This window comes from Macrococcoides caseolyticum (assembly GCF_002902665.1).
Lineage (GTDB): Bacteria > Bacillota > Bacilli > Staphylococcales > Staphylococcaceae > Macrococcoides > Macrococcoides caseolyticum.
The window spans coordinates 1-334 of the sequence record NZ_PPRM01000100.1; the positions used below are offsets into that span (position 1 = coordinate 1).

Below are 334 nucleotides of genomic sequence, written 5' to 3' on the forward strand. Positions count from 1 at the left end.
TTCCCATACCGAACACAGAAGTTAAGCTCTCTAGCGCCGATGGTAGTTGGTCTTACGATCCGCGAGAGTAGGACGTTGCCGGGCAATATATACCCAGGAGGATTAGCTCAGCTGGGAGAGCATCTGCCTTACAAGCAGAGGGTCGGCGGTTCGAGCCCGTCATCCTCCACCATTTAATATTATGCCGGAATAGCTCAACTGGTAGAGCAACTGACTTGTAATCAGTAGGTTGAGGGTTCAAGTCCTTTTTCCGGCACCATTTTTGAGCCATTAGCTCAGTTGGTAGAGCATTTGACTTTTAATCAAAGGGTCAGAGGTTCGAATCCTCTATGGC

At 48.8% G+C, this 334-nt stretch carries 2 tRNA genes and 1 rRNA gene; all 3 read left to right on the plus strand.

From position 1 onward, the window contains the following. Window positions 1-84: ribosomal RNA gene (gene rrf / locus CD152_RS12285) — 5S ribosomal RNA — on the plus strand; the annotation flags it as partial. A gap of 12 nt (window positions 85-96) precedes the next feature. Continuing rightward, window positions 97-172, plus strand: a tRNA-Val gene (locus CD152_RS10635). 11 nt (window positions 173-183) lie between these two features. Then, window positions 184-259 (plus strand) — tRNA-Thr (locus CD152_RS10640). Window positions 260-334 lie beyond the last annotated feature (75 nt).